The sequence below is a fragment of the Enterobacter sp. UPMP2061 genome (genome assembly GCF_053709615.1).
Window position 1 is genome coordinate 12,050 of record NZ_JBSKJP010000002.1, and the last position, 22,651, is coordinate 34,700.

The window sequence follows — 22,651 nt, forward strand, 5'->3', positions numbered from 1 at the left end:
ATTATAGACGTTACGGCTGTAATCTTCATCTGTTTGTATGGATATCGCTTTTCGACCACTTCGCTTTCCCCTATGCTACTCCAGTTTCACTCAGAAGGTTGCCCTGACATGTCTCAACTCAAAGCGCAGTTGCGCCGCGATGGTTTTACGTTTAAACAGTTTTTTGTGGCGCACGATCGTTGTGCGATGAAAGTCGGTACAGACGGTATTTTACTGGGTGCATGGGCGCCTGTCGCAGGTGTAAAACGCATTCTGGATATTGGTACGGGCAGCGGACTTCAGGCGCTGATGCTGGCGCAGCGAACGGAAGAACACGTCACGATCGACGCCGTTGAGCTTGATCCTCAGGCGTCCCGGCAGGCAAGTGAAAACGCTGCCGACTCTCCGTGGGCAGATCGCATCAGGGTAGAATGCGCCGATGTCCTGACCTGGGCGCCGGAGCAAACCGCGCGTTACGATTTGATTGTCAGCAATCCGCCGTATTTCACGCCAGGTGTGGAATGTGGAACGCCAGAACGCGAGCAGGCACGTTACACCGGCTCGCTCGATCACAAGGCGCTACTGACCAGTGCGGCGGAGCTTATCTCGGAAGAGGGATTTTTCTGCGTGGTCTTGCCTGAAAGCACGGGTAATACCTTCATTGAGATCGCACGGGGGATCGGCTGGAATCTGCGTCTTCGTACCGATATTTCGGATACGGAAGGACGCTTACCGCACCGCGTGTTGCTGGCGCTCTCGCCGAAAGAGGGGGAATGCTTTATCGACAGGATGGTCATTCGTGGGCCAGACCAGCGTTATTCCGAAGATTACACTGCCCTGACCCAGGCCTTTTATCTGTTTATGTGAACCTGCGGCGTCAACACCGACGGGCCGGACATTTCAAGCGGTTCGGGATAGTCCAGCGTATAATGCAGGCCACGGCTCTCTTTGCGCATCATCGCACAGCGCACAATCAGCTCGGCAACCTGCACAAGGTTGCGCAGCTCCAGCAGATTATTAGAAACGCGGAAGTTGGCGTAATATTCATCAATTTCCTGCTGCAACATCATGATGCGGCGTAACGCGCGTTCCAGACGCTTCGTTGTGCGTACAATCCCGACATAATCCCACATGAAAAGCCGCAGCTCGTGCCAGTTATGCTGGATAACCACCAGTTCGTCCGGGTTTTCTACCCGACTTTCATCCCATGCCGGCAAGTGTGTTGTCGGACGTGCATAGGGCATGCGTTTGGTAATATCTTCCGCAGCCGACCACCCATACACCAGACACTCCAGCAGCGAGTTTGAGGCCATGCGATTCGCACCATGCAGGCCGGTGTAGCTGACCTCGCCGATCGCATACAAACCATCCACGTCGGTACGACCATGATCGTCAACCATCACCCCGCCACAGGTATAGTGTGCGGCAGGTATAATCGGCACCGGATCGCGGGTTAAATCAATACCCAGACTCAGCAGCTTTTCATAAATCATCGGGAAGTGCTGGCGAATAAAGTCTTCCGGTTTATGGCTAATGTCCAGATACATACAGTCGACGCCAAGCCGCTTCATCTCGTGGTCAATGGCGCGGGCCACGATATCCCGCGGGGCAAGTTCACCTCGGGGGTCGAAGTCCGGCATAAACCGGGAACCGTCCGGACGCTTCAGATACGCGCCTTCGCCGCGCAACGCTTCAGTTAACAGGAAGTTACGTGCCTGCGGGTGGAAAAGGGCGGTAGGATGGAACTGATTAAACTCCATATTCGCCACGCGGCAGCCTGCGCGCCAGGCCATGGCGATACCGTCTCCGGAGGCGATATCCGGGTTAGTCGTGTACTGGTAAACCTTGGAGGCGCCGCCAGTCGCCAGCACAACGGCTTTTGCCTGGCAGGTTTCCACCTTCTCTTTATTCCGATTCCACACCCATGCGCCGACAACACGGCGCGTGCCGGGCAGGCCAATCTTATCGGAAATAATCAGGTCGACGGCGTTGCTGCGCTCCAGCACCCGAATATTAGGATGGCTGAGGGCTTTGCTGACCAGCGTGGTTTCAACCGCTTTTCCGGTTGCATCAGCAGCGTGCAGAATACGGCGGTGGCTGTGCCCGCCTTCACGGGTCAGGTGATAGCTCTCTTCACCATTAGGCTGAACATGCGTATCAAACAGCACGCCCTGATCGATAAGCCATTGCACGCAGTGGCGGGCATTGCTGGCGACAAACTCTGCCGCATGCTCATCCACGATCCCGGCGCCGGCAATCAGGGTGTCTTCTACGTGCGAGGCTATACTATCCGTTTCATCAAACACGGCGGCAATACCGCCTTGTGCATAGAAGGTGGAACCTTCGCTCATCGGCCCTTTACTCAGCACGATTACGTTCTGATGTTCCGCCAGGCGCAGTGCGAGGGATAGGCCGGCAGCACCGCTGCCGATGATCAGTACATCACAATGAAGTTCAGGCGTCGTGTTCATGATGTTTGTTTAATTTACTAAACATGGTGTGGGGAGAATAGCATTGTGATGCGAGATATCGCACGTTTTTTTTGTTGTGTGTTGCAATGACTAAACGGAAGGCCAGAAGTTAAATCTGCGCTAAATGGCCGGAAATATTTTGCGAAGCAGATCGTTAGCTTCAGATTTTGTGGTGAAATAAAGCCTGTGTTGCGTTACTCTTCTGACGATAAAGTTGATGATTCTTGTCAGAAAGCGGGTGCGTATCGTGAACAGACTTATAATGAGAGAAAATGAACGGTCTGCGGCGCGATGAACAAAAACAAAGGCGTTACGGAACTTATTGAAGAACAGACACTCTAATTCGGTGCTTGCTCAAAGTGCAATGTTGTTAGAGTGGCGTTTCGATAACGCGTGGAATTTGGTTTGGGGAGACATTACCTCGGATGAGCGAGCAGTTAACGGACCAGGTCCTGGTTGAACGGGTCCAGAAGGGAGATCAGAAAGCTTTTAACCTACTGGTGGTGCGCTACCAGCATAAGGTAGCGAGTCTGGTTTCCCGCTATGTACCGTCAGGCGATGTTCCTGATGTGGTGCAAGAGTCTTTTATTAAGGCCTATCGCGCGCTGGATTCATTCCGGGGGGATAGTGCTTTTTATACCTGGCTGTATCGTATTGCAGTCAATACGGCTAAGAATTATTTGGTTGCTCAGGGCCGTCGTCCGCCTTCTAGTGACGTTGACGCTATCGACGCAGAAAACTTCGAAAGTGGTGGCGCGCTGAAAGAAATTTCGAACCCTGAGAACTTAATGTTGTCAGAAGAACTGAGACAAATCGTTTTTCGCACGATCGAGTCGCTCCCGGAAGATTTACGCATGGCAATTACGTTACGGGAGCTGGATGGCCTAAGCTATGAAGAGATAGCCGCCATCATGGATTGTCCGGTCGGCACGGTTCGTTCACGAATTTTCCGTGCGCGAGAAGCCATTGATAATAAAGTTCAACCGCTTATCAGGCGTTGACGATAGCGGGATACTGGAAAAGGTATTAGGCATGCAGAAAGAAAAACTTTCCGCTTTAATGGATGGTGAAACGCTGGATAATGAGCTGCTCGATGAGTTGTCTCATTCTCCCGAAATGCAACAGACCTGGGAGAGCTATCATCTTATCCGCGACTCTCTGCGCGGTGATACCAGCGAGGTTCTCCATTTCGATATCTCAGCACGCGTTATGGCGGCCATTGAGAACGAACCTGTTCATCAGACCACGCCGCTGATTCCTGAAGCGCAGCCTGCACCTCACCAATGGCAGAAAATGCCGTTCTGGCACAAGGTGCGTCCATGGGCCAGCCAGCTCACCCAAATGGGGGTCGCTGCGTGCGTATCGCTTGCAGTTATCGTTGGGGTCCAGCACTATAATACTCAGTCTGAAGCCAATCAGCAGCCTGAAGCGCCAGTGTTCAATACGCTGCCGATGATGGGTAAAGCCAGCCCGGTTAGCCTGGGCGTACCGGCAGATGCCTCCGCAAGCGGCGGACAGCAACAGCAGGTACAGGAGCAGCGCCGTCGCATTAATGCGATGTTGCAGGATTACGAGTTGCAGCGCCGTCTGCACTCCGAGCAGCTTCAGTTTGAGCAGGCCCAAACCCAGCAGGCTGCTGTGCAGGTGCCAGGAAACCAAACTTTAGGAACGCAATCGCAGTAATGAAGCAACTTTGGTTCGCCATGTCTTTGATGGCGGGTAGCCTGTTCTTCTCTGCTAACGCCTCGGCTGATGTTTCATCCGGGGCGTTGTTGCAGCAAATGAATCTGGCCAGCCAGTCACTCAATTACGAGTTGGCATTTATCAGCATCAATAAGCAGGGTGTCGAATCGTTACGCTATCGCCACGCCCGCCTTGATAACCAGCCGCTCGCCCAGCTTTTACAGATGGATGGCCCGCGTCGGGAAGTGGTCCAGCGTGGGAACGAAATCAGCTATTTCGAGTCTGGCCTTGAGCCGTTTACGCTCAATGGTGACTACATCGTTGACTCCCTGCCGTCGCTCATTTACACCGATTTTAAACGTCTCGCCCCCTACTATGATTTTATCTCGGTGGGACGAACGCGTATTGCCGACAGGCTGTGCGAAGTGATCCGCGTTGTTGCGCGGGATGGGACACGTTACAGCTATATCGTCTGGATTGACGCAGAGACGAAGCTGCCGATGCGCGTTGATCTGCTCGATCGCGACGGTGAGACGCTGGAGCAGTTCCGCGTGATCTCCTTCGATGTGAACAGTCAGGTTGGCAACAGCATGCAGAATCTGGCCAAAGCCAGCCTGCCGCCTTTGCTTTCCGTGCCTGCCGGCGATTCTGTCAATTTTAACTGGGTACCATCCTGGATCCCGCAAGGGTTCAGCGAAGTTTCCAGCAGCCGTCGCCAGCTCCCAACCATCGAAACACCAGTTGAGTCGCGACTCTATTCCGATGGGCTGTTTAGCTTCTCGGTGAATATCAATCGCGCTACGGCGAACAGTTCCGAACAGATGCTCCGTACCGGTCGCCGGACGGTCAGCACGACGGTGCGCGATAATGCGGAAATTACCATTGTCGGTGAATTACCGCCGCCAACGGCAAAACGTATTTCAGACAGCATTAAATTCAGGGCTGCGCAATGATTAAAGAGTGGGCCACGGTCGTATCCTGGCAGGATGGCGTAGCGCTTGTCAGCTGTGACGTTAAAGCATCATGCAGCAGCTGCGCTTCGCGAGCCGGTTGCGGCAGCCGCGTGTTGAATAAGCTGGGGCCGCAAACGTCGCACACTATTGCTGTGCCGAGCGATCAGCCGCTGGTGGCAGGGCAAAAAGTGGAGCTGGGCATCGCTGAAGGTAGCCTGCTCACTTCCGCCATGCTGGTTTACCTTTCTCCGCTGGCAGGTCTGTTCGTGATGGGCGGGGTTTTCCAGATGCTGTTCGGCACAGATTTGGCCGCCATGTGCGGGGCCGCTTTGGGCGGCGTGGGCGGGTTCTGGCTTGCTAAAGGCGTTTCCCCAAGGCTTGCCGCCCGGGAAGCGTGGCAGCCCGTTATCCTCAGCGTTGCACTGGCACCCGACCAACTTCGTGTTGAGACGCTCTCTTCTGAGGCCCGGTAATCTGCCGGGCTTTATTATTATTTACATCGCAATAAAGAAAACGCCGTCTCTTCGCGCTATACCTGGCTCTAAGTGCATTTCCAGCTGACAAGGATGTAGTGTAGAATGCTGCGTTTTCGCACTGAAAAACGTCAGGCTAAGAACAGTGGCCTCCAGGAATTCGTAAGGCATAATTATTTAACTATATGAAGAACATACGTAACTTTTCGATCATTGCTCACATTGACCACGGTAAGTCGACGCTGTCTGACCGTATTATCCAGATTTGCGGTGGCCTGTCTGATCGTGAAATGGCAGCCCAGGTTCTGGACTCCATGGACCTGGAACGCGAACGCGGTATTACCATCAAAGCGCAGAGCGTGACGCTCGACTATAAAGCTTCCGATGGTGAAACCTATCAGCTGAACTTTATCGACACCCCAGGGCACGTTGACTTCTCTTATGAAGTGTCACGCTCGCTGGCGGCCTGCGAAGGCGCGCTGCTGGTGGTGGATGCCGGGCAGGGCGTAGAGGCCCAGACGCTGGCAAACTGCTACACCGCCATGGAAATGGATCTCGAAGTGGTGCCGGTTCTGAATAAAATCGACCTGCCAGCCGCCGATCCTGAGCGCGTAGCGGAAGAGATTGAAGACATCGTCGGTATTGATGCGACCGATGCAGTGCGCTGCTCGGCGAAAACCGGTGTCGGTGTTCCGGACGTACTGGAACGTCTGGTGCGTGATATTCCGCCGCCGGAAGGCGACCCGGATGCGCCGCTACAGGCGCTGATCATCGACTCCTGGTTTGATAACTACCTCGGCGTTGTCTCGCTGGTGCGTATTAAAAACGGCACCATGCGTAAAAGCGACAAAATCAAGGTCATGAGCACCGGCCAGGTCTACAACGCTGACCGTCTGGGCATCTTCACGCCAAAACAGGTTGACCGTACCGAACTGAAATGCGGCGAAGTGGGCTGGCTGGTCTGTGCCATTAAAGACATCCTCGGCGCGCCGGTGGGTGATACCCTGACCGGTGCACGTAACCCGGCAGATAAAGCGCTGCCAGGCTTCAAAAAGGTGAAACCGCAGGTTTATGCGGGTCTGTTCCCGGTCAGCTCTGACGATTACGAAAACTTCCGCGATGCGCTCGGAAAGCTGAGCCTCAACGATGCCTCCCTGTTCTACGAGCCAGAAAGCTCAACGGCGCTGGGCTTTGGCTTCCGCTGTGGCTTCCTCGGTCTGCTGCACATGGAGATCATTCAGGAACGTCTGGAGCGTGAATACGATCTGGATCTGATCACCACCGCCCCGACGGTTGTCTACGAAGTAGAAACCACGTCGAAAGAGGTGATCTACGTTGACAGCCCGTCCAAGCTCCCGCCGCTGAACAATATTCAGGAACTGCGCGAGCCTATCGCAGAGTGTCACATGCTGCTGCCGCAGGAGTTCCTCGGTAACGTGATCACCCTGTGTATTGAGAAGCGTGGCGTGCAGACCAACATGGTTTACCACGGTAACCAGGTGGCGCTGACCTATGAAATTCCGATGGCGGAAGTGGTGCTCGACTTCTTCGACCGTCTGAAGTCTACCTCCCGTGGCTATGCGTCGCTGGACTACAACTTCAAACGCTTCCAGGCCTCGAACATGGTTCGTGTGGACGTGCTGATCAACGGTGAGCGTGTGGATGCGCTGGCGCTGATCACCCACAACGATAACGCACCGTACCGTGGTCGTGAGCTGGTTGAGAAGATGAAAGATCTGATCCCGCGTCAGCAGTTTGACATTGCGATTCAGGCGGCCATTGGCAACCACATCATTGCCCGTTCAACCGTGAAGCAGCTGCGTAAAAACGTTCTGGCTAAGTGTTACGGCGGCGACGTCAGCCGTAAGAAAAAGCTGTTGCAGAAGCAGAAAGAAGGTAAGAAGCGTATGAAGCAGGTCGGTAACGTTGAGCTGCCGCAGGAAGCATTCCTTGCCATCCTTCATGTTGGTAAAGACGGTAACGGTAAATAACCTTAAGGAGTTGGCATGGCGAACATGTTTGCCCTGATCCTGGTCATCGCTACCCTGGTGACAGGTCTGTTGTGGTGCCTGGATAAGTTTATCTTCGCCCCAAAACGCCGTGAACGTCAGGCTGCCGCGCAGGCAGCCACGGGCGATGCGCTGGACGCGAAAACCCTGAAAAAAGTCGGCCCAAAACCGGGCTGGCTGGAAACAGGGGCATCGGTATTCCCGGTGCTGGCGATTGTGCTGGTGGTGCGTTCATTTATCTATGAACCGTTCCAGATCCCGTCAGGATCGATGATGCCAACGCTGCTGATCGGTGATTTCATTCTGGTTGAGAAGTTTGCCTATGGCATCAAAGATCCGATCTACCAGAAAACGCTGATCGAAACGGGTCATCCGAAACGTGGCGACATCGTAGTGTTTAAATATCCGGAAGATCCGCGGCTGGACTATATTAAACGCGCGGTAGGTCTGCCGGGCGATAAAGTGACCTACGATCCGGTGGCGAAAGAGGTGACCATTCAGCCAGGCTGTAGCTCTGGCACCGCATGTGAAAATGCGCTGCCAGTCACTTACTCCAACGTTGAGCCAGCTGATTTTGTGCAGACCTTCGCCCGCCGTAACGGCGGTGAAGCGACCAGCGGATTCTTCCAGGTGCCAAAAGGTGAAACCAAAGAGAACGGCATTCGTCTGGTTGAACGCAAAGAGACGCTGGGCGATGTTACTCACCGCATTCTGACCGTGCCAATCGCACAGGATCAGCTGGCAATGTACTACCAGCAGCCAGGCCAACAGCTGGCGACCTGGATTGTGCCGCCGGGACACTACTTCATGATGGGTGACAACCGCGATAACTCTGCGGACAGCCGTTACTGGGGCTTTGTGCCGGAAGCGAATCTGGTCGGTAAAGCAACCGCTATCTGGATGAGTTTTGAGAAGCAGGAAGGCGAGTGGCCGACCGGCGTTCGCCTGAATCGTATTGGCGGAATTCATTAATTTTCGTCAAAAATAACACGTAGCGGCTTTTATTCGCCGCTACGTGAATTATTTCAGCGATAAATCTCTTTGAACTAACGACATCCCCTGTCGTTGTGTATAGAATATTCCCCCGAAGTTTAAGGTTGGCCCTGCAAGGGTGCCACGGCACACGAAACCGCGTTGGTTTTCTCAGGTCGGTTTCGTGTGCTGCATTTTTGACGCATTCATTTATTGGTATCGCATGAACCCCATCGTAATTAATCGGCTTCAACGGAAGCTGGGCTACACTTTTCATCATCAGGAGTTGTTGCAACAGGCATTAACCCATCGCAGTGCCAGCAGCAAACATAATGAGCGTCTCGAGTTTTTAGGCGACTCTATTTTAAGTTTCGTGATTGCAAATGCGCTTTATCATCGTTTTCCGCGTGTGGACGAAGGTGATATGAGCCGCATGCGCGCCACGCTGGTGCGCGGCAATACCCTCGCTGAAATCGCACGCGAGTTTGAGCTGGGTGAATGTCTGCGTCTGGGGCCAGGTGAGCTGAAAAGTGGTGGTTTCCGTCGTGAATCCATCCTTGCCGATACGGTCGAGGCATTGATCGGTGGCGTGTTCCTGGACAGCGATATCCAGACCGTAGAAAAGCTGATCCTGAACTGGTATCACACCCGCCTGGACGAAATCAGCCCGGGCGATAAACAAAAAGATCCTAAAACGCGTCTGCAAGAATATTTGCAGGGTCGTCATCTGCCGCTGCCATCCTATCTGGTGGTGCAGGTGCGTGGCGAAGCCCACGATCAGGAATTTACCATCCATTGCCAGGTCAGTGGCCTGAGTGAACCGGTGGTCGGCACGGGTTCAAGCCGTCGTAAGGCTGAACAGGCTGCCGCCGAACAGGCGTTAAAAATGCTGGAGCTGGAATGAGCATCGACAAAACCTATTGCGGATTTATTGCCATCGTCGGACGTCCGAACGTTGGCAAATCTACCCTGCTGAATAACCTGCTTGGGCAGAAGATTTCTATCACCTCGCGTAAGGCGCAGACCACGCGTCACCGCATCGTCGGTATCCATACTGAAGGCGCGTATCAGGCGATCTACGTCGATACCCCGGGCCTGCACATGGAAGAGAAGCGCGCCATCAACCGTCTGATGAACAAGGCGGCGAGCAGCTCCATTGGCGACGTAGAGCTGGTGATTTTCGTTGTGGAAGGCACCCGCTGGACGCCGGACGACGAAATGGTCCTGAACAAGCTGCGCGACGGCAAAACGCCGGTGATCCTCGCAGTCAATAAAGTGGACAACGTGCAGGAAAAAGCCGATCTGCTGCCGCACCTGCAATGGCTGGGCAGCCAGATGAACTTCCTGGACATCGTCCCGCTGTCTGCGGAAACGGGTCTGAACGTTGATACCATCGCGGGCATCGTGCGCAAGCATCTGCCGGAAGCGACTCATCACTTCCCGGAAGACTACATCACCGATCGCTCTCAGCGTTTTATGGCGTCTGAAATCATCCGTGAGAAGCTGATGCGTTTCCTGGGCGCCGAGCTGCCGTACTCTGTGACGGTGGAGATCGAGCGTTTCCAGAGCAACGAGCGCGGCGGTTACGATATCAACGGTCTGATCCTCGTTGAGCGAGAAGGGCAGAAGAAGATGGTGATCGGCAATAAAGGCGCCAAGATCAAGACTATCGGAATCGAAGCCCGTAAAGACATGCAGGACATGTTTGAAGCACCGGTTCACCTGGAACTGTGGGTGAAAGTGAAATCTGGCTGGGCCGATGATGAGCGTGCGCTGCGCAGCCTCGGTTACGGCGAAGACCAGTAACTCAAGACGACGAGCATATGGATGGATGGCAGCGCGCCTTTGTCCTGCATAGTCGTCCCTGGAGCGAAACCAGCCTGATGCTGGACGTCTTCACGGAAGAGTCCGGTCGCGTGCGCCTTGTTGCCAAAGGCGCACGTTCCAGACGTTCTAATCTGAAAGGTGCCTTGCAGCCTTTCACCCCGCTGCTGGTCCGCTTTGGCGGGCGAGGGGAAGTCAAAACCCTGCGCAGTGCTGAAGCCGTCTCCCTGGCGCTTCCTCTTTCTGGTATCACGCTCTACAGCGGTTTGTATGTTAACGAACTCATCTCACGGGTTCTTGAACATGAGACCCGCTTCTCTGAACTTTTCTTTGATTACCTGCACTGTATTCAGGCACTTGCTGGCGCAACCGGCACCCCTGAGCCTGTGCTGCGTCGTTTCGAACTGGCGCTGCTCGGACACCTTGGTTACGGCGTTGATTTTCTGCACTGTGCGGGAAGCGGCGACGAGGTAGAAGATACCATGACCTATCGCTATCGTGAGGAAAAGGGCTTTATTGCCAGTGTCGTCGTCGATAACAGCACCTTTACCGGGCGCCAGCTCAGAGCACTGTATGAACGCGAGTTCCCGGACGCCGACACCCTGCGTGCGGCAAAACGCTTTACCCGAATTGCGCTCAAGCCGTATCTTGGGGGCAAACCTTTAAAGAGCCGCGAATTATTCAGGCAGTTTATGCCGAAACGCTAATGTTTTACCCCTCACCTTCTCCCTCTCCCGGAGGGAGAGGGAGAAGGTAAATGAACAAAAATACCGAGGATTGTCATGGCTGAATTACTGTTAGGCGTCAACATCGATCACATCGCCACGTTACGTAATGCACGCGGTACCGCGTATCCCGATCCGGTTCAGGCGGCGTTTATCGCTGAGCAGGCTGGCGCCGACGGCATTACCGTTCACCTGCGTGAAGATCGTCGCCACATCACCGACCGGGACGTGCGCATCCTGCGTCAGACGCTGGACACCCGCATGAATCTGGAGATGGCGGTCACCGAAGAGATGCTGACCATTGCCTGCGAGACTAAACCGCATTTCTGCTGCCTGGTGCCGGAAAAGCGTCAGGAAGTGACCACCGAAGGCGGTCTGGATGTGGCCGGGCAGCTCGACAAAATGCGCGATGCCTGCAAACGCCTGGCGGATGCCGGTATCCTGGTTTCTCTGTTTATCGACGCCGATTTCACCCAGATTAAAGCCGCTGCCGACGTGGGTGCGCCGTATATTGAAATTCACACCGGCTGCTATGCCGATGCCGAAAACGATGCAGCGCAGGCGAAAGAGCTGGAGCGAATCGCCAAAGCGGCAACCTACGCCGCGAGCCTGGGACTGAAGGTTAACGCCGGTCACGGCCTGACCTATCACAACGTAAAAGCCATCGCTGCCCTGCCGGAAATGCACGAGCTGAACATCGGCCACGCCATCATTGGCCGCGCGGTGATGAGCGGTCTGAAAGAAGCGGTTTCCGAGATGAAGCGCCTGATGCTGGAAGCGCGTCAGTAATGGCTATTCTGGGCTTAGGCACCGACATCGTTGAAATAGCCCGCATTGAAGCGGTGATCGCCCGGAGCGGCGATCGCCTCGCAAGACGCGTGCTGAGCGATAACGAATGGGCTATCTGGGAGGCGCATCAACAGCCGGTGCGCTTTCTGGCAAAGCGTTTCGCGGTAAAAGAGGCGGCGGCGAAAGCGTTCGGCACGGGCATTCGTAACGGCCTGGCGTTTAACCAGTTTGAAGTGTTTAACGATGAGCTGGGTAAGCCACGTCTGCGTTTATGGGGCGAGGCGCTTAAGCTGGCGGAAAAGCTGGGCGTGGCGCACATGCACGTAACGCTTGCCGATGAACGCCACTACGCCTGTGCGACGGTGATTATCGAAAGTTAAATTTTGTCCGCATGGTGCATCAGGACAAACTTATCCCACAGCTGTTCTTCGTTCTCGACGTGTGCCGGATCTTTTAAGATCGTATTGGGAATGGGGCACACCTTCTGGCAGGTCGGCGTCTCATAGTGGCCGATGCATTCGGTGCAGCGGTCGCTGTTAATCTCATAAATGCTGTCGCCCATCGAAATCGCCTCGTTCGGGCATTCGGGTTCGCACATATCGCAGTTGATGCATTTTTTGGTGATTAACAGCGCCATCAGGAAATTCTCAGAAACATCACAAACAGGGCGGGCATTATACGCTCATTCGTTGTTCAGACCAGTTTTTTTACCAGCTCTTCGCTGTGACGAATACGCTCTGGCGCACGCTCCAGATCCTGCTGAACCAGCGCCATAAACAGCAGGTCCGTCAGCATCATCTGCGCACTCGTCGACGAAATCGCCGCACTGCGAGTGTCCTGTTCCTCGGCGATGGTATACAGACAGCGGGTGGCCCGCTGCTGGAGCGCATTCGGGCTGAAGCCAGTAATCGCCAGAATTTTTCCTCCTACGCGCAGGGCTTCGTCGGTAGCCATATTAATTTCACGGCGCTCGCCGGAATAGGAGATGGCCAGCAGTAAATCGTCAGGATCCATGGCCTGCACGGTCGCCAGCAGCGCGTGCATATCCTGTTCAACGATGGCGTTATAGCCGATTTTTGTCAGCTTCCAGCCAAAGTTACGCGCAACCAGTCCGGAGGCGCCGATCCCGGTCAATACAATACGCCGCGCGTCGCGAAGCATGGCTACACTTTCCAGCAGCTTCTCTTCCGTGTTCACATCCAGCGTGGCATGCATTGCCGCCACGTTCTCTTTGATCAGCTTTTCGCCGACCAGACGCATCGGATCGTCGCCGCGGATCTGGTTATGCACCGGCATTGACTGCGGATTAGGGTTGCTTACCAGTGCTTCACTGATCGCCAGTTTTAGCGCCGGAAAGCCTTTATAGCCTATCTTCTGGGCAAATTTCACCACGCTCGACTGGCTCACCCCGGCTTCGCCTGCCAGCTGCTGGGAGCTGAGGTGTCGCGCGCGATCGGGCTGGGAAAGTAAATAATCCGCCAGCTTTTTGTCACTCTGGGCAAACCCTGCGTAGCGCTGGCGAATACGAATTAAACAGTTCATACGGTCTCCTGGCGAAAATGTGATTACCCGCGCAAATACGAATTTTGCTCGCCTGAATGAATTTTATATTCCATTATAGTGCGTTTATTATGAATTAAAAATTCCAGAGGTAAATAACATGAATCTAGGCTCTCTTGTTTCTGAAACGCGTAACCCGCAAACCATGGATCTTGATGCACTGTCCACGCTGGAGCTGGTAAACCGCTTTAATCAACAGGATACCCTCGTCGCGCTGGCAGTCAAAGAGACATTGCCCGAGGTGGCGAAAGCCGTAGACGCCGCTGCCGACGCTCTGAAAGCAGGAGGACGCATTATTTACATGGGGGCGGGTACCAGTGGGCGCCTCGGTGTGCTGGATGCCTCAGAGTGTCCCCCGACCTTTGGCGTTCCGCATGGTCTGGTCGTTGGCCTGATTGCCGGTGGCCCCGGCGCGCTGCTGAAAGCGGTGGAAGGGGCAGAAGACAATAAACAGCTTGGGGAAGACGATCTCAGGGCGCTGAACCTGACCGCGCAGGATCTGGTCGTCGGGCTGGCGGCTTCTGGTCGTACGCCGTACGTCATTGGTGGGCTGGAATACGCAAGACAGACGGGATGTACCACGGTGGCCATCTCCTGTAACCCGGGTTCGCCGATTGCGCAGGTGGCTGCCATTGCCATCTCTCCGGTCGTCGGGCCGGAAGCGCTCACTGGCTCCACGCGCCTGAAATCGGGAACCGCGCAGAAGCTGGTGCTCAATATGATCTCCACCGGCGCGATGGTGAAATTCGGCAAGGTCTACCAAAACCTGATGGTGGATATGCAGGCCACCAACGTCAAGCTGGTGGACAGAGCCTGCCGCATGGTGATAGAGGCGACAGGGGCAGGTCGGGAAGAGGCGGAAGCGGTACTCAAACAGACCGATTACGACGTTAAACCCGCCATTCTGATGATATTAACCGGGCTGGATGCAGCCGCGGCCAGAGCCAGGCTCGAAGCCCATCACGGGTTTTTACGGGCGGCATTAGAACACCAATAAGAGGCGTGTATGGACAAAACAGCAGCGCTCGCCAGCGACATCCTGCTTGGGATCGGTGGGGAAAAAAATATTCAGCGTCTGGAAAACTGCATGACGCGTGTACGCGTCGAGGTGCACAACGACGAAAAGCTTGATTTAACGCGCCTGAAGCAGCTCCCCGGCGTGAGCGGGTACGTTAAACAGGGGCAACAGCACCAGCTGATTGTCGGTCCGGGCAAAGCGGCGCAGGTGGTTGATGCCATGCGCGCCCTGATGACGGGCAGTGAAACGGCTCCCGCCTTTGACGACGCGGAACGCACCAAAGCGCAGGCGAAAGCCAAATACAAAGCCCCCATGAGCGATGCGCTGCGCCAGCTGGCAAACGTCTTTATTCCTCTGATCCCGGCGTTTATCGCATCGGGGCTGATCACTGGGATTATCAATATCCTCAAGCGTCCGGATATTGTCGGGAATTTCGCCACCCAGTATCCGAACCTGCTGGGTATTCTGGCGATTTTCGGCAGCGCGGTGTTTGCCATCATGAACATTCTGGTGGGGGTAAACACGGCCAAAGTGTTCGGCGGCTCGCTGGCGATGGGCGGCGTAATGGCGGGTATCCTCTCCAGCCCGCAGCTGGCGCAGATTACGCTGTTTGGCGAGGCGCTTCAGCCTGGCCGAGGTGGGGTGATTGCCGTGCTGCTGGTGGTCATTCTGATGTGCTGGATCGAGAAAAAGCTGCGCGCGTTGCTGCCAGGCTCGATTGAGCTGATCCTCAACCCGCTGCTGACCACATTGATTACCGGGAGCGTGGCGATTGTGGCGCTACAACCGTTAGGCGGCGCGATCTCTGAAGCCATCGCCCACGGCGCGTCTCTGGCGATCGATCGCGGCGGGCTGCTGGTGGGGGCCGTGCTGTCCGGGACCTTCCTGCCGTTAGTGCTGACCGGTCTGCATCAGGGGCTGGTGCCGATCCACGTCGAACTGGTACAGGCGCACGGCTATAACGCACTGCTGCCGATCCTGTCGATGGCGGGCGTTGGGCAGGTCGGCGCGGCCATCGCGGTGCTGATGAAAACCCGCAACGCGCGTCTGAAAAAGGTCATTAAAGGGGCGCTGCCGGTCGGGTTACTCGGTATCGGCGAACCGTTGATTTTCGGCGTGACCTTGCCACTGGGTAAGCCGTTCCTGGCCGCCTGTCTCGGTGGCGCGGTGGGCGGGGCGTTAATCAGCTACTGGAAAGTGGCGACCGTCATTACCTTCGGGATCTCCGGTTTACCGCTGGCATTAACCATCGTGACCGGAAAAGTGATGCTCTATCTGTTAGGCTATCTGGTAGCGGTGATCGCCGGGTTCCTGTTTACCTGGCTGTTAGGATTCAACGACCCAGAGGAGTAAGGTTTGGCCAGTCACGAGCGTCGCGTTGTCTTTTTTGATCTGGATGGAACGCTGCATCAGCAGGATATGTTCGGCACCTTTATGCGCTACCTGCTGCGGCGCCAGCCCCTTAACGCGTTGCTGGTATTACCCCTGTTACCCGTTATTGGTATCGCGCTGCTGGTGAAAGGCCGTGCAGCGCGCTGGCCGATGAGCCTGCTGCTCTGGGGATGCACGTTTGGTCATAGCGAAGCGCGCCTTAAGCAGCTCGAACAGGATTTTGCGCACTGGTTTCGCGGGCACGTCGCCGCGTTTCCCGTGGTACAGGCGCGCCTGACCAGCTATCTCGACGCCAACGATGCCGATATCTGGCTGATTACCGGCTCCCCGCAGACGCTGGTGGAGCATGTCTATTTTGATACGCCCTGGCTGCCGCGCGTGAATCTTATCGCGACACAAATCGCGCGCGGCTACGGCGGCTGGGTGCTGACTATGCGCTGCCTCGGACATGAAAAAGTGGTGCAGCTGGAGAAACGCATCGGTACGCCGCTGCGTCTGTACAGCGGCTACAGCGACAGCAAGCAGGACAACCCGCTGCTCTATTTTTGCCAGCACCGCTGGCGCGTCACGCCTCTGGGCGAACTTCAGCAACTCGAATAGTCTTATCTGTACCGGCTGTGTATAATGCCGCCCGCTTTTCGACTGGAGTATCAACCCTTGTCCAACCCTGAACACAATCATGAATACTGGATGCGTCACGCGCTGGCGCTGGCTCAACGCGCCTGGGACGAGGGCGAAGTGCCCGTGGGCGCGGTGCTGGTTCATAACAACCAGGTGATTGGGGAAGGGTGGAACCGTCCGATTGGCCGTCACGATCCTACCGCGCATGCTGAAATTATGGCGCTGCGTCAGGGCGGACTGGTGCTGCAAAACTATCGTCTGCTTGATACCACCCTGTATGTCACCCTTGAGCCGTGCGTAATGTGCTCCGGGGCGATGGTGCACAGCCGAATCGGTACGCTGGTGTTTGGCGCGCGGGATGAAAAGACGGGCGCTGCTGGTTCACTGATGGACGTATTTGGGCATCCGGGGATGAACCACCAGGTGAAAACTATCGGCGGGGTACTTGCACCAGAATGTTCGGGTCTGTTAAGTGACTTTTTTCGAATGCGTCGGCAGCAGAAAAAGCAACAAAAGGCAGAATTGAAACCGCAGGATGATTAAGCTCGTCCGGTGCGACCACCGGATAGCTTTCAGCCAGCTGTTGCGCCTCGGCCGCCTCTTTTTCTTTCTCCAGCAGATATCCCACCAGGCTTATCTGGTACTTACGAATATTTTCCACGTAGGCATACGCTTCATGCCCGCGCGCATAGCCGTACGTCAGCTTCTGGTACCACTGTTTCTGGCTAAGCAGCGGCAGGCGCTGTTTTACATCTGACCAGCTGTCCGGGTTACCTTTGGTTTTCGCCGTCAGCGCCCGCGCGTCGAGCATGTGCGCATAACCCATGTTATAGGCGGCCAGCGCAAACCAGATCCGCTCCCCTTCCGGGACCGTCTCCGGCACTTTCGCCATCATATCCTGTAAATACTGCGCGCCGCCGCTGATGCTCTGTTCCGCATCGGTCCGGTCGCTGATGCCGAGGCTCTGGGCGGTATTTTTGGTCAGCATCATCAACCCGCGCACGCCCGTGGGGGAGGTGGCCTGAGCATCCCAGTGCGATTCCTGGTAGGAAATCGCCGCCAGCAGCTTCCAGTCAATCTCCTGGGCGTACTTCTCAAACAGCGGTTGCAGATCCGGCAGCACGCTGTCCACCGCGCGCAGGAAGGTGCGGGTGTCAACGTAATCAAAATCGTCTCCGTGACCGAGATATTTCTCTTCCAGGCGCGCCAGGGTGCCGTCTTCATTGATGGAATTAAAGAAATCGAGCATAGCCGCAGAGACGGTTTGATCGTCGTCCAGCTGGGTAAACCAGGTCACCGGCTGTTCGTCGGTCACATCCAGCGCCACGGCAATTTCAGGATGAACGCGCTGGAAAAGGCTGATCGCCACCGAATCAGCAATGGTATAGGCCAGCTTTTTATCTTTTACCTGCTCCAGTAATTCGGTCGTGCCGAGTTTAGGATCGACCGTCCAGCTGAGGTTCGGGTATTTTTTCTCTTTCAACGCCCGCAGATCGTCAATCACCACATGGCCTGGCGCAATGGTCAATTGCTGGTCGGTGATGTCGGCCAGTGAGCGCGGGCGCAGGCTACCCACACGATAAACCACCTGCTGCGACACGGAGTAATAGGTCGGGCCCGGCTGATAGTTTTTGCTGCGTTCGCTGTTGTACACCAGACCTGCGGCGAGAATATCGGCACGGTCATGGTCCAAATCATCAAACAGCTGGTTGATGTTCTGCCGCACGGTAACTTTCAGCTTCACGCCCAGATAGTCCGCAAACAGCTGTGCCAGTTCGTAATCAAGACCGATAGTTTTACCGTTGATATCGTCGTAAATAAGCGGGGAGGAGAGGGTACTGACGCGCAACTCCCCCCGCTCCTGAATGGCGGCGATACGGTTTTCGGCCTTGCCGAACCAGGGAATAGACGGCCAGAGGGCCACTGCCAGCAGCAACGTAACAATGCCGATGAGCAGATAATTAATCTTTAATTTTTTCAATTAGTTAATTCTCTGCGACGCCGGTTGCCTCAGTGTGCTGTAGTCATGTTAAGAGTAGAGTTTGCCATTGATTGAGCGGCATTTTGCGCAAAGTAGCGCCAGTTGGCAACCAATTAGAGAGACAGGTCACATCTATTGTTAAACATAAAGGATGATTTTATTTCGACGCAAACGGTTTCGTCGGCGCTCAGGATTCTCTATAATGACGCCCGTTTTCCCCCCTTGCGCACACTGTAAGCGCCCCGGCGCTTCGAAGACGAGAGACTTATGATGGAAATTCTGCGTGGTTCGCCTGCACTGTCTGCCTTCCGTATTAACAAACTGCTGGCACGTTTTCAGGCGGCCGACCTTCCGGTAAGCAATATTTACGCTGAGTATGTCCATTTTGCTGACCTGAACGCCCCCCTGAATGCAGAGGAGCGCGTACAGCTGGAACGCCTGCTTAAATATGGCCCAAGCCTGAGCAGCCATACGCCGACCGGCAAATTAATCCTCGCCACGCCACGCCCTGGCACCATCTCCCCCTGGTCTTCCAAAGCCACCGACATCGCTCACAACTGCGGCCTGAGCCAGATTAACCGTCTGGAGCGCGGTGTGGCGTACTATGTGGAAGCGTCAACCCTGAGCGACGCGCAGTGGCAGGTGGTTGCCGCAGAGCTGCACGACCGCATGATGGAGAGCGTGTTTGATTCTCTGGATGATGCGCAGAAACTGTTCTCCCACCATCAGCCTGCGCCAGTACAGAGCGTGGATCTGCTTGGGCAGGGGCGTCAGGCGTTGATCGACGCAAACCTGCGTCTTGGTCTGGCGCTCGCAGAAGATGAAATCGACTACCTTCAGGATGCATTCGTTAAGCTGAATCGCAACCCGAACGACATCGAACTGTATATGTTCGCGCAGGCCAACTCCGAGCACTGCCGCCACAAGATTTTCAACGCCGACTGGATTATCGACGGCGAACAGCAGCCGAAGTCGCTGTTCAAAATGATCAAAAACACCATGGAGCAAACCCCTGATCATGTGCTGTCTGCTTATAAAGACAACGCCGCGGTGATGGAAGGTTCCGAGGTGGGCCGCTTCTTCGCCGACCGTGAAGCAGGGCGCTATGACTTCCACCAGGAGCCTGCGCATATCCTGATGAAAGTGGAAACCCACAACCACCCGACGGCCATTTCTCCGTGGCCGGGGGCGGCGACCGGCTCCGGCGGTGAAATCCGTGACGAAGGTGCGACCGGTCGCGGCGCGAAACCAAAAGCGGGTCTGGTCGGTTTCTCCGTTTCCAACCTGCGTATTCCGGGCTTTGAGCAGCCGTGGGAAGAAGACTTCGGCAAGCCAGAGCGCATTGTCACCGCGCTGGATATCATGACCGAAGGCCCGCTGGGCGGCGCGGCGTTCAACAACGAATTTGGTCGTCCGGCGCTGAACGGTTACTTCCGTACCTACGAAGAGAAAGTGGACAGCCACAACGGCGAAGAGCTGCGCGGCTACCACAAACCGATCATGCTGGCGGGCGGGATCGGCAACATTCGCGCCGATCACGTGCAGAAAGGCGAGATCGTCGTCGGCGCGAAGCTGATTGTACTCGGCGGCCCGGCAATGAACATCGGTCTGGGCGGCGGGGCAGCCTCGTCTATGGCTTCCGGTCAGTCTGATGCGGATCTCGACTTCGCGTCCGTGCAGCGCGACAATCCGGAAATGGAGCGCCGTTGTCAGGAAGTGATCGACCGCTGCTGGCAGCTCGGCGATGCCAACCCGATTCTGTTCATCCACGACGTGGGCGCGGGTGGACTCTCTAACGCCATGCCTGAGCTGGTGAGCGACGGCGGTCGCGGCGGACGCTTCAACCTGCGCGATATCCTGAGCGATGAGCCGGGCATGAGCCCGCTGGAAATCTGGTGTAACGAATCCCAGGAGCGCTACGTGCTGGCGGTTGCCGCCGATCAGCTGCCGCTGTTTGACGAGCTGTGCCGCCGCGAGCGCGCGCCGTATGCGGTCATCGGTGAAGCGACCGAAGAGCAGCACCTTTCCTTAAGCGACACCCACTTTGACAACCAGCCGATCGATCTGCCGCTGGACGTGCTGCTCGGCAAAACGCCGAAGATGACCCGCGACGTGCAGACTCGCAAAGCGGCGGGCAAAGCGCTGGATCGCCAGGGCATCACCGTGGCAGAAGCGGTTAACCGCGTGCTGCACCTGCCTGCCGTGGCAGAGAAAACCTTCCTGGTGACCATCGGCGACCGTACCGTGACCGGTATGGTGTCGCGCGATCAGATGGTCGGCCCGTGGCAGATCCCGGTCGCTAACTGCGCTGTGACCACCGCGAGCCTCGACAGCTACTACGGCGAAGCGATGGCGCTGGGCGAACGCACACCAGTGGCGCTGCTGGACTTCGCCGCTTCTGCCCGTCTGGCGGTCGGTGAAGCGCTGACCAACATCGCCGCGACGCAGATTGGCGATATCAAACGCATCAAACTTTCCGCGAACTGGATGGCCGCTGCCGGTCACCCGGGCGAAGATGCCGGCCTGTACGAAGCGGTGAAAGCGGTGGGTGAAGAGCTGTGTCCTGCGCTCGGCCTGACCATTCCGGTGGGTAAAGACTCCATGTCGATGAAAACCCGCTGGCAGGAAGGTAACGAGCAGCGCGAGATGACCTCTCCGCTGTCGCTGGTGATCACCGCGTTTGCGCGCGTGGAAGACGTGCGTCATACCGTTACGCCGCAGCTTTCCACTGAAGATAACGCCCTGCTGTTGATTGACCTCGGCAAAGGCCATAACGCACTGGGCGCCACCGCGCTGGCGCAGGTTTACCGCCAGCTCGGCGATAAGCCAGCCGACGTGCGCGACGTCGCTCAGCTGAAAGGCTTCTACGACGCAATTCAGGCGCTGGTGGCGCAGCGTAAGCTGCTGGCCTACCACGACCGTTCCGATGGTGGCCTGCTGGTGACGCTGGCAGAGATGGCCTTCACCGGTCACTGCGGCGTTGAAGCAAACATTGCCACGCTTGGCGAAGACCGCCTGGCGGCGCTGTTTAACGAAGAGCTTGGCGCGGTCATTCAGGTACGCGCCGCAGATCGCGACGCGGTGGAAGCGATTCTGGCGCAGCACGGTCTGGCAGACTGCGTACACTATCTCGGTAAAGCGGTGCAGGGCGACCGCTTCGTGATTGAAGCCGACGGCCACGCGGTGTTCAGCGAAAGCCGCACCACGCTGCGTATGTGGTGGGCGGAAACCACCTGGCAGATGCAGCGCCTGCGTGACAATCCGGAATGCGCCGATCAGGAACACAACGCGAAGGCGAACGACAACGATCCTGGCCTGAACGTGAAGCTCAGCTTCGACATTAACGAAGACATTGCCGCGCCGTACATTGCGACCGGTGCGCGTCCGAAAGTAGCCGTGCTGCGCGAGCAGGGCGTTAACTCCCACGTTGAGATGGCGGCGGCCTTCCACCGGGCGGGCTTTGACGCCATCGACGTCCACATGAGCGACCTGCTGGCCGGGCGTACCGGGCTGGATGATTTCCAGGCGCTGGTCGCCTGCGGCGGTTTCTCCTACGGCGACGTCCTGGGCGCGGGCGAAGGTTGGGCGAAGTCCATCCTGTTCAACAGCCGCGTGCGTGACGAGTTCGAAACCTTCTTCCATCGTCCGCAGACGCTGGCGCTGGGCGTGTGTAACGGCTGTCAGATGATGTCTAACCTGCGCGAGCTGATCCCGGGCAGCGAAGCCTGGCCGCGCTTTGTGCGTAACCAGTCTGACCGCTTCGAAGCGCGCTTCAGCCTGGTAGAAGTGACCCAAAGCCCGTCTCTGCTGTTGCAGGGAATGGTCGGTTCACAGATGCCAATCGCGGTTTCGCACGGTGAAGGTCAGGTTGAAGTGCGTGATGCGGCGCACCTGGCTCAGCTTGAAAGCAAAGGACTGGTGGCGCTGCGCTTTGTTGATAACTTCGGCAAGGTCACCGAAACCTATCCGGCTAACCCGAACGGTTCGGCAAATGGCATTACCGCGGTCACCAGCGAAAGCGGTCGGGTGACGATCATGATGCCGCACCCGGAGCGTGTCTTCCGTACCGTGAGCAACTCCTGGCACCCGGAAAACTGGGGCGAGGACAGCCCGTGGATGCGAATTTTCCGCAACGCGCGTAAACAACTGGGTTAAGTTTCAACGCCCTGACTGTAGGCCCGGTAAGCGCGAGCGCCACCGG

Annotated in this window: 21 protein-coding genes; 17 read left to right on the forward strand and 4 right to left on the reverse strand. The window is 56.3% G+C overall.

Annotated features, from left to right (window positions below):
• The first annotated feature begins 108 nt into the window (after positions 1 to 108).
• Entirely contained in the window at positions 109 to 846 is a 738-nt protein-coding gene (trmN, locus tag ACWKXX_RS05665) for a tRNA(1)(Val) (adenine(37)-N(6))-methyltransferase TrmN (protein WP_032649123.1), read from the forward strand.
• On the opposite strand, the gene nadB is transcribed toward trmN, so the two are convergent.
• Positions 831 to 2,450 carry an L-aspartate oxidase gene (gene nadB, locus ACWKXX_RS05670; RefSeq protein ID WP_261666067.1) on the reverse strand — a complete coding sequence of 540 codons (1,620 nt, stop codon included), beginning with the start codon at positions 2,448 to 2,450 and terminating at the stop codon, positions 831 to 833. The two genes, trmN and nadB, sit on opposite strands and share 16 nt — an antisense overlap.
• Positions 2,451 to 2,875: 425 nt before the next feature.
• Here nadB and rpoE point away from each other — a divergent pair, with 425 nt between their 5' ends.
• The 11 genes from rpoE to acpS all read left to right on the forward strand — a co-directional run bounded on the left by rpoE (position 2,876) and on the right by acpS (position 12,258).
• Complete coding sequence (gene rpoE, locus ACWKXX_RS05675) at positions 2,876 to 3,451, forward strand: RNA polymerase sigma factor RpoE (protein ID WP_006176728.1); 576 nt, start codon at positions 2,876 to 2,878, stop codon at positions 3,449 to 3,451.
• 31 nt (positions 3,452 to 3,482) lie between these two features.
• A complete protein-coding gene (gene rseA / locus ACWKXX_RS05680) occupies positions 3,483 to 4,133 on the forward strand; it encodes an anti-sigma-E factor RseA (protein ID WP_015572138.1) in 651 nt (216 codons plus the stop codon).
• A complete protein-coding gene (gene rseB / locus ACWKXX_RS05685) occupies positions 4,133 to 5,086 on the forward strand; it encodes a sigma-E factor regulatory protein RseB (protein ID WP_261666068.1) in 954 nt (317 codons plus the stop codon). Before rseA ends, rseB begins: the two co-directional genes overlap by 1 nt.
• On the forward strand, positions 5,083 to 5,559 hold the full coding sequence (gene rseC, locus ACWKXX_RS05690; RefSeq protein WP_006811609.1) for a SoxR-reducing system protein RseC: 477 nt from the start codon (positions 5,083 to 5,085) through the stop codon (positions 5,557 to 5,559). Before rseB ends, rseC begins: the two co-directional genes overlap by 4 nt.
• 185 nt (positions 5,560 to 5,744) lie before the next feature.
• On the forward strand, positions 5,745 to 7,550 hold the full coding sequence (gene lepA, locus ACWKXX_RS05695) for a translation elongation factor 4 (protein WP_261666069.1): 1,806 nt from the start codon (positions 5,745 to 5,747) through the stop codon (positions 7,548 to 7,550).
• 15 nt (positions 7,551 to 7,565) lie between these two features.
• A complete protein-coding gene (lepB, locus tag ACWKXX_RS05700; protein ID WP_006811565.1) occupies positions 7,566 to 8,540 on the forward strand; it encodes a signal peptidase I in 975 nt (324 codons plus the stop codon).
• A gap of 223 nt (positions 8,541 to 8,763) precedes the next feature.
• Positions 8,764 to 9,444, forward strand: coding sequence for a ribonuclease III (gene rnc, locus ACWKXX_RS05705; protein WP_261666070.1), 681 nt, complete (start codon positions 8,764 to 8,766; stop codon positions 9,442 to 9,444).
• Positions 9,441 to 10,346 carry a GTPase Era gene (era, locus tag ACWKXX_RS05710; protein WP_003860709.1) on the forward strand — a complete coding sequence of 302 codons (906 nt, stop codon included), beginning with the start codon at positions 9,441 to 9,443 and terminating at the stop codon, positions 10,344 to 10,346. The genes rnc and era overlap by 4 nt, the downstream gene beginning before the upstream one ends.
• Before the next feature lie 17 nt (positions 10,347 to 10,363).
• Positions 10,364 to 11,071 (forward strand): DNA repair protein RecO, encoded by a 708-nt coding sequence (gene recO / locus ACWKXX_RS05715; protein ID WP_015572142.1) that lies wholly within the window; start codon positions 10,364 to 10,366, stop codon positions 11,069 to 11,071.
• 75 nt (positions 11,072 to 11,146) lie between these two features.
• Positions 11,147 to 11,878 (forward strand): pyridoxine 5'-phosphate synthase, encoded by a 732-nt coding sequence (pdxJ, locus tag ACWKXX_RS05720; RefSeq protein WP_047062471.1) that lies wholly within the window; start codon positions 11,147 to 11,149, stop codon positions 11,876 to 11,878.
• A complete protein-coding gene (acpS, locus tag ACWKXX_RS05725) occupies positions 11,878 to 12,258 on the forward strand; it encodes a holo-ACP synthase (protein WP_015572144.1) in 381 nt (126 codons plus the stop codon). Before pdxJ ends, acpS begins: the two co-directional genes overlap by 1 nt.
• Here acpS and ACWKXX_RS05730 read toward each other — a convergent pair.
• Both ACWKXX_RS05730 and ACWKXX_RS05735 read right to left on the reverse strand, forming a co-directional pair.
• Entirely contained in the window at positions 12,255 to 12,515 is a 261-nt protein-coding gene (locus ACWKXX_RS05730; protein WP_003860704.1) for a YfhL family 4Fe-4S dicluster ferredoxin, read from the reverse strand. The two genes, acpS and ACWKXX_RS05730, sit on opposite strands and share 4 nt — an antisense overlap.
• Before the next feature lie 56 nt (positions 12,516 to 12,571).
• The gene (locus ACWKXX_RS05735; RefSeq protein ID WP_261666071.1) at positions 12,572 to 13,420 is read right to left on the reverse strand and encodes a MurR/RpiR family transcriptional regulator; all 849 of its coding nucleotides are present in this window, start codon (positions 13,418 to 13,420) and stop codon (positions 12,572 to 12,574) included.
• A 118-nt stretch (positions 13,421 to 13,538) separates the two neighbouring features.
• Here ACWKXX_RS05735 and murQ point away from each other — a divergent pair, with 118 nt between their 5' ends.
• Genes murQ through tadA form a run of 4 tightly spaced genes read left to right on the forward strand, consistent with a single transcriptional unit; the run spans position 13,539 to position 17,012 of the window.
• Positions 13,539 to 14,435, forward strand: coding sequence for an N-acetylmuramic acid 6-phosphate etherase (gene murQ / locus ACWKXX_RS05740; protein ID WP_015572145.1), 897 nt, complete (start codon positions 13,539 to 13,541; stop codon positions 14,433 to 14,435).
• 9 nt (positions 14,436 to 14,444) lie between these two features.
• A complete protein-coding gene (locus ACWKXX_RS05745) occupies positions 14,445 to 15,809 on the forward strand; it encodes a PTS transporter subunit EIIC (RefSeq protein ID WP_015572146.1) in 1,365 nt (454 codons plus the stop codon).
• A gap of 3 nt (positions 15,810 to 15,812) precedes the next feature.
• Positions 15,813 to 16,448, forward strand: coding sequence for a phosphatidylglycerophosphatase C (gene yfhb / locus ACWKXX_RS05750; protein WP_017383550.1), 636 nt, complete (start codon positions 15,813 to 15,815; stop codon positions 16,446 to 16,448).
• Between the two features lie 24 nt (positions 16,449 to 16,472).
• Positions 16,473 to 17,012: a tRNA adenosine(34) deaminase TadA gene (tadA, locus tag ACWKXX_RS05755; RefSeq protein WP_023304227.1), complete on the forward strand. Its 540-nt coding sequence runs from the start codon at positions 16,473 to 16,475 to the stop codon at positions 17,010 to 17,012.
• Here tadA and mltF read toward each other — a convergent pair.
• Positions 16,900 to 18,450 carry a membrane-bound lytic murein transglycosylase MltF gene (mltF, locus tag ACWKXX_RS05760; RefSeq protein WP_017692908.1) on the reverse strand — a complete coding sequence of 517 codons (1,551 nt, stop codon included), beginning with the start codon at positions 18,448 to 18,450 and terminating at the stop codon, positions 16,900 to 16,902. The genes tadA and mltF overlap by 113 nt on opposite strands.
• A gap of 267 nt (positions 18,451 to 18,717) precedes the next feature.
• Between mltF and purL the strand changes: the two genes are divergently transcribed.
• Complete coding sequence (gene purL, locus ACWKXX_RS05765; protein ID WP_023295163.1) at positions 18,718 to 22,605, forward strand: phosphoribosylformylglycinamidine synthase; 3,888 nt, start codon at positions 18,718 to 18,720, stop codon at positions 22,603 to 22,605.
• The last annotated feature ends 46 nt before the right edge of the window (positions 22,606 to 22,651 follow it).

What these genes read in the sequence shown, in the direction of transcription:
- lepA (WP_261666069.1), top strand. Translation starts at nt 5,745, where the DNA reads ATGAAGAACATACGTAACTTTTCGATCATTGCTCACATTGACCACGGT.
- recO (WP_015572142.1), top strand. Translation starts at nt 10,364, where the DNA reads ATGGATGGATGGCAGCGCGCCTTTGTCCTGCATAGTCGTCCCTGGAGC.
- era (WP_003860709.1), top strand. Translation starts at nt 9,441, where the DNA reads ATGAGCATCGACAAAACCTATTGCGGATTTATTGCCATCGTCGGACGT.
- ACWKXX_RS05730 (WP_003860704.1), bottom strand. Translation starts at nt 12,515, where the DNA reads ATGGCGCTGTTAATCACCAAAAAATGCATCAACTGCGATATGTGCGAA.
- rnc (WP_261666070.1), top strand. Translation starts at nt 8,764, where the DNA reads ATGAACCCCATCGTAATTAATCGGCTTCAACGGAAGCTGGGCTACACT.
- pdxJ (WP_047062471.1), top strand. Translation starts at nt 11,147, where the DNA reads ATGGCTGAATTACTGTTAGGCGTCAACATCGATCACATCGCCACGTTA.
- rseB (WP_261666068.1), top strand. Translation starts at nt 4,133, where the DNA reads ATGAAGCAACTTTGGTTCGCCATGTCTTTGATGGCGGGTAGCCTGTTC.
- nadB (WP_261666067.1), bottom strand. Translation starts at nt 2,450, where the DNA reads ATGAACACGACGCCTGAACTTCATTGTGATGTACTGATCATCGGCAGC.
- ACWKXX_RS05745 (WP_015572146.1), top strand. Translation starts at nt 14,445, where the DNA reads ATGGACAAAACAGCAGCGCTCGCCAGCGACATCCTGCTTGGGATCGGT.
- rseC (WP_006811609.1), top strand. Translation starts at nt 5,083, where the DNA reads ATGATTAAAGAGTGGGCCACGGTCGTATCCTGGCAGGATGGCGTAGCG.
- ACWKXX_RS05735 (WP_261666071.1), bottom strand. Translation starts at nt 13,420, where the DNA reads ATGAACTGTTTAATTCGTATTCGCCAGCGCTACGCAGGGTTTGCCCAG.
- lepB (WP_006811565.1), top strand. Translation starts at nt 7,566, where the DNA reads ATGGCGAACATGTTTGCCCTGATCCTGGTCATCGCTACCCTGGTGACA.
- rpoE (WP_006176728.1), top strand. Translation starts at nt 2,876, where the DNA reads ATGAGCGAGCAGTTAACGGACCAGGTCCTGGTTGAACGGGTCCAGAAG.
- purL (WP_023295163.1), top strand. Translation starts at nt 18,718, where the DNA reads ATGATGGAAATTCTGCGTGGTTCGCCTGCACTGTCTGCCTTCCGTATT.
- trmN (WP_032649123.1), top strand. Translation starts at nt 109, where the DNA reads ATGTCTCAACTCAAAGCGCAGTTGCGCCGCGATGGTTTTACGTTTAAA.
- rseA (WP_015572138.1), top strand. Translation starts at nt 3,483, where the DNA reads ATGCAGAAAGAAAAACTTTCCGCTTTAATGGATGGTGAAACGCTGGAT.
- murQ (WP_015572145.1), top strand. Translation starts at nt 13,539, where the DNA reads ATGAATCTAGGCTCTCTTGTTTCTGAAACGCGTAACCCGCAAACCATG.
- tadA (WP_023304227.1), top strand. Translation starts at nt 16,473, where the DNA reads ATGCCGCCCGCTTTTCGACTGGAGTATCAACCCTTGTCCAACCCTGAA.
- acpS (WP_015572144.1), top strand. Translation starts at nt 11,878, where the DNA reads ATGGCTATTCTGGGCTTAGGCACCGACATCGTTGAAATAGCCCGCATT.